We start from the raw sequence: 4,686 nt of genomic DNA on the forward strand, positions 1-4,686 counted from the left end.
TTTGCTATAATCAGTCATGTGCATAACCTCCTGTGCGTCCATGTATGTGTCATTTACACTTAAAATTATGCACTCCACCGGGCGCTGCCGTATTCTGCATCCCGCCGAAACTTCTTAGCGTTCTTGCTTTTGAAATAGATCAGCAGCCGGAAACCAACGGCTCCTACAATACCGACAAGCCAATCCAGCGGAGCAAGACCGGGTGCAAAGTCAGCAAAGGCCGGGCCAATCGTCTGGCCCAGCCCGATGAGCTTATGTGCAAAATCGTTACCCGCCGCCAGCCGGTAGGCTGTCCCCAGCTTGAGGAACGCCCACAGGATGAACAGATAGGGAATGTTTGGAATCAGATATTTTCTAATCTTATCTGTCCTCATGGGCCACCTCCTTTGCACGTTCTTTCTGCTTCGGCTTTTCTTTGGAAAGCTGATCTGCCGCCTGTTTCAGTTGTTCCCGGATGGGAACACGGTTCGATTTTGCTTTGCTTAACATCTTCCGGGAGTATTCGGAAAAGCAGGCGGTCATCGCGTCTGCCTGTCCAGCCTTAAAAAATAGCAGGTATTTGTCCGGCCCGGTTTTATAGAACGCATAGTCTACATTCCATTTCCGGGCCACACGGTCAAAGGACTTGGCATCCCCGGATAGCTCGATGCTGTTTGTGGATGTACCGTGTGCCATGAGCTTTCGCACACTTTGCTTGCCGTGTGGTGTTTGCCGCCCACGGTATGCCTTGCGGATCTTCCGCCCCACCATACCCAGCACATACGCCAGTCCCCGCGCCGTCAGCTTGGTTGTTTTTACGGATATGGCTATCGTGCGCCGGGAAATATCTTCATCAATCAGTTACACCGCCTCCTTCCTTGGGACAATTTGTCTCGAAGTACCGTCACCGATCCCCACGGTCTTTTTTCTGCATTTGACGGTAGCCCTCCAGCGAAGAACCGTCTATGATTTCCTGATAGGCGGCCATTTGCTCCCGGATAGAGAGCTTCGGGAAAGAGAATACCTTATGTTCCTTGGGAATATCCTGCAAGCCGTGATACACTTCCACGAAATGATCGCTTTCTTTGACAACATAGCCGCCCGGGGCAAAATGGCCGTTTTCGTGGATGCAGGCATCCCGGCCATACGCCTCATAATCGAAATACGGTTTTACCTGATCCGGCACATCCAACATTTCCAGATCGTCCACATAAATGCGCCCCAGCGTTTCCTCATCGGATACGCCGGGGTAAAAGCCGTAACAGTCCAGATTTTGTGTCAGATTGATGATGTCCCGCACCGAAGAACAGTGATCGCCGCTGTCGAGGACGGCCTCCAGTGTTTCCAGCTCCGATGAGGTAAGCTCGGAAAGCAGGCAGGCCAGATGATTAAGCTCGTCCAGATTTTCATACTCGCTCAAATGGTCATAGAGCCCCAGCACATCCCCATCGAAAGAGGTAATAAAAATTTCCTGATAGCGGACGCCATCCACGCCGATCCGTTTCAAAAGAGCCTCCACCTCCTGGGCGGTTGTGGGAAATTTCAGTGTTTCACCCACAAGCTGGCCCTCGCTGTACTTTCCGGCGTTGGTAACGTAGGCTTCAAACAGGGTTGCCATTAGCGGCGGCCCTGTCCCTTGACGGTCAGGATGCCCTCAAGGGTTGTTGCCGTAATTCCCAGCCGCTGGGCCACGGCAATATCATTTTTCATGGCTTCGGTCATACTGTGCCCGCAAACAACCAGCACATGAGAACGGCGGAGCAGGTCACGGCTCATGTCGATGCCGCTTTTATGCTCCTCGGGAACAGCATCATTGAGAAACAGGGGCAAGTACAAAGGCGGACAAATAGGAGAAAAGCCTGCCTCATACACGGTGCGGCAATACTGCGCCGCCAGTTCTGCGTTTTCGCTATCGCCACCGAGCCATGCAGCGGTGATATAAGCAAGGGGTCGTTTCATCGTTCATACCTCCGATATTTTAATAAGAAAGTTCAACCCAAACCCCACGCCCTTTCCCAGTCTTGGGAAAGGGGGCGGCTCTGGAGGATATACCCCCGCCGCTTGCCGGGGAAATAGCACAGCCGGGGCAGACCGTCAAGGGCGAGCCGCCGAAAACGGCGGTGCGCTGCACCCTTGACGGCCCACTCCCGGCTGTACTAAAAAACAGGCGGCGACGGGGGATATATACCACCAGAGCTTCTGCGCGAGGGCGGGACCCTCGGGACAAAGTGTCTCGAAGTTGTTACTTATCAAGTTCCTGCTTTTTCGGGGCTTTTGCCAGCTCCGGCGGCTGTTTTTCTTTCCAGTCATCCAGCAGGGACATAATCTGTTCTTTCATTTTGGCGGGAGTTACCTCCTTGCCAAAATACTTTTCCAGTTCCGCAGTAGAAATAATCACGCCTCGATCCTCCTTTTTCTGTTCTGATAAGATGCCGTCAATGACATCGCCGTTGAGCTTGCCTTCCTTATCCAGCTCCCGGAGCCGTTTAGCTTGGGCCAGCGAGGGCGAAGCCTGCTCCCCGTCAATGGAAACAGCAATAAGCCTCTGATTTTTCGGTTTGATGTAGGACAGTTCCACGGCAGGCATAAAGCCCATCTTTTTATCGTCTACCTTATCCAGAAGCTCCGGCACAAGAGAGTTGAGCCGCAAGTAGCGCATGACCTTTTTATAGTTCATCTCATGCGCCTCGCCCACAATCTCAACCGAGCGTTTTCCAACATCGCCTTCCGCAACGCCTTTCAGCCGCCCTCCCTGATGCTTAATGTCCTCAACCTCAAGTTCCAGCAGCGCGGCCAATTCACTGGGGAGCATCCCGTCACGCTGCTTGTTGCTGTCCTTCATGGCCTGCACCGCTTCGTGGTCGGTCATTTCACGGACAATAAAGGGCATTTCCTCCAGCCCCGCCAGTTCACTGCCGTGGGTACGGCGATGGCCCGCTACAATTTCATAGCCGTTTCCGTCTTTCTCCGGGCGGGCAAGACCGGGAACCATTACACCGTTTACGCGGATAGAAGCAACGATTTCCTGCATCTTCGCATCGTCCCGTACCTTAAAGGGGTGCGGACGGAATGTGTGAAACGGATGAACCTCGGAAAGTTTCAGATAAACCAGCTTGCCTTCCTCAACCGGGCGGGGCGGTGTGGTCGGCTCGGGAGCCGTCTGTTCCGCAGTGGCAGTTTCCTTCGGTGCCGTATCCTGTGCGGGCTTAATGGGCTCCTTGGCATCCGGGGCCTTTCCGTCACTTCGGGACACTTTGTCTCGTTTGGACGGCTTGGGCTTGTCAGGGGCCGTCTTATCCGCCTTGGGTGGGCGGCCCTTGCGGGCCCCAGCCGATTTCTCCGATTTTTGATTTTCAGTCGCGGCCTTTTCTGCTTTCGGCGGACGGCCACGGCGCGGCTTTTTCGGTTCCTCCGTATTGGCGGGCTGCGGTGTTTCTCCGGGGGCTGCCGCCTCCGGCGCTTCGGGGGCTTCCGCCTTTTCGACTTCGGCGCGGGCGTTCTGTCTCTTTTCTGCCATAAGCTCATTGATTTTGTCAAAGGACACAACCACATCGCCGGGCTCAGGTATGGCAGGCCCGGTCTGTTCCTGCTGGGGTTCAGATGCTGCGGCCTGTTCGGGTGTGGCGATAGGCTCGGCGGCCTCCGGGGAAATATTCTCCGCAGGGCCAGTATTCAATTTTTCATCGGCCATTTACGATCCTCCTTTTCGTTAAAGTTGCACAAATTTGAACGCTAAAATTTTGTAGTTATTTTTGCGCCTCCTTTCCGTCTATCCACGCAAAAAAGCCGCCCGTTTTTCATGCCGGACGGCTTTTTGCGTAATGTGATAGATCAAATATTATTTTTTCTGGTTTGTAGGCTCTAAAAAGCCTTGTATTTACAGTGTTCCTAATAGGAAGTAATCATATGTTGTTAGTTTGTCAAAAGAGTTCATCATCAAGCCACACAACAGCCAACCGCAGCCTCAAAAATCCAGACATGTTTCCTAAAGGCTTGCAAACAAAGGCGCTTCCACGCCCAGCTTGCAAGCCTTTTCAGATTCATGGTAACAAATTTAAGTCTCACCCATTGCGTAGCGCATGTCAGGCCTCTCATGTGGGTATAGCGCATGGCGTGCTTGTCTTTTGTATCTGCAAAGACAAGCTCAATTGTTTCCTTGCGTTTTTCGTAAATTAAAGGCAATACCGCATAATTCTAAGTGCCGATACGGCAAGCGAGGTGCGGCAGATGCTAAGCCAAAAGCGCAGATAATACTGGATGTCTTATCGAGCATTTTGGCAACGCAGATGCCGTGCCGCAGCTGCCGGAGCGGTGCTTAAGCCGCAAGGCGAGAATTGTGCGGTGTTGCCCTAAAAAAAGAATAGAAAAGGCAACAGTTTATTTGCTTCCAGGGATGCAGGAAAAGAGCATAGGATGCAACATAATAAGAATAGCGATGCAAATGTAGAAATCCGCTGCGAGGCCCAGGCGACAAAACGAGGGGGAAAAACGCAACTGGAAAAGCCCGCGAGTTGGATATCGGGAAGGAAAAAAGATTTGAAAAAATGTGGAACAAAATGCAAGAAAACCCTTGACTTTTTGGGAAAGGTCAGTTATAATAACAAACGTTGCTTGAAGCGATTGAAACATGTGCGGCCGTAGCTCATCTGGTAGAGCGCCACCTTGCCAAGGTGGAGGTAGCGAGTTCGAGCCTCGTCGGCCGCTCCA

At 52.5% G+C, this 4,686-nt stretch carries 5 protein-coding genes, 1 tRNA gene and 1 pseudogene; 1 reads left to right on the plus strand and 6 read right to left on the minus strand.

Annotated features, from left to right (window positions below; all coding sequences use genetic code 11):
* Positions 1-74: 74 nt before the first annotated feature.
* The 6 genes and pseudogenes from C4885_RS15515 to C4885_RS15540 form a co-directional block, all read right to left on the minus strand.
* A pseudogene (locus tag C4885_RS15515) lies at positions 75-374 on the minus strand (conjugal transfer protein TraG); the annotation flags it as partial.
* Positions 361-783, minus strand: coding sequence for a PcfB family protein (locus C4885_RS15520; protein ID WP_371681688.1), 423 nt, complete (start codon positions 781-783; stop codon positions 361-363). The gene C4885_RS15520 and the pseudogene C4885_RS15515, both read right to left, overlap by 14 nt.
* A 100-nt stretch (positions 784-883) precedes the next feature.
* Entirely contained in the window at positions 884-1,597 is a 714-nt protein-coding gene (locus C4885_RS15525) for an antirestriction protein ArdA (protein ID WP_014080243.1), read from the minus strand.
* Positions 1,597-1,938: a hypothetical protein gene (locus C4885_RS15530; RefSeq protein WP_003020223.1), complete on the minus strand. Its 342-nt coding sequence runs from the start codon at positions 1,936-1,938 to the stop codon at positions 1,597-1,599. Before C4885_RS15530 ends, C4885_RS15525 begins: the two co-directional genes overlap by 1 nt.
* Before the next feature lie 283 nt (positions 1,939-2,221).
* The gene (locus tag C4885_RS15535; RefSeq protein WP_114001204.1) at positions 2,222-3,670 is read right to left on the minus strand and encodes a ParB/RepB/Spo0J family partition protein; all 1,449 of its coding nucleotides are present in this window, start codon (positions 3,668-3,670) and stop codon (positions 2,222-2,224) included.
* 245 nt (positions 3,671-3,915) lie between these two features.
* Complete coding sequence (locus C4885_RS15540; RefSeq protein ID WP_114001205.1) at positions 3,916-4,161, minus strand: transposase; 246 nt, start codon at positions 4,159-4,161, stop codon at positions 3,916-3,918.
* Between the two features lie 449 nt (positions 4,162-4,610).
* Here C4885_RS15540 and C4885_RS15550 point away from each other — a divergent pair.
* Positions 4,611-4,686: transfer RNA gene (locus C4885_RS15550), tRNA-Gly, on the plus strand.

This window comes from Subdoligranulum sp. APC924/74, assembly GCF_003324125.1.
In the GTDB taxonomy this organism is placed as follows: domain Bacteria; phylum Bacillota; class Clostridia; order Oscillospirales; family Ruminococcaceae; genus Gemmiger; species Gemmiger qucibialis.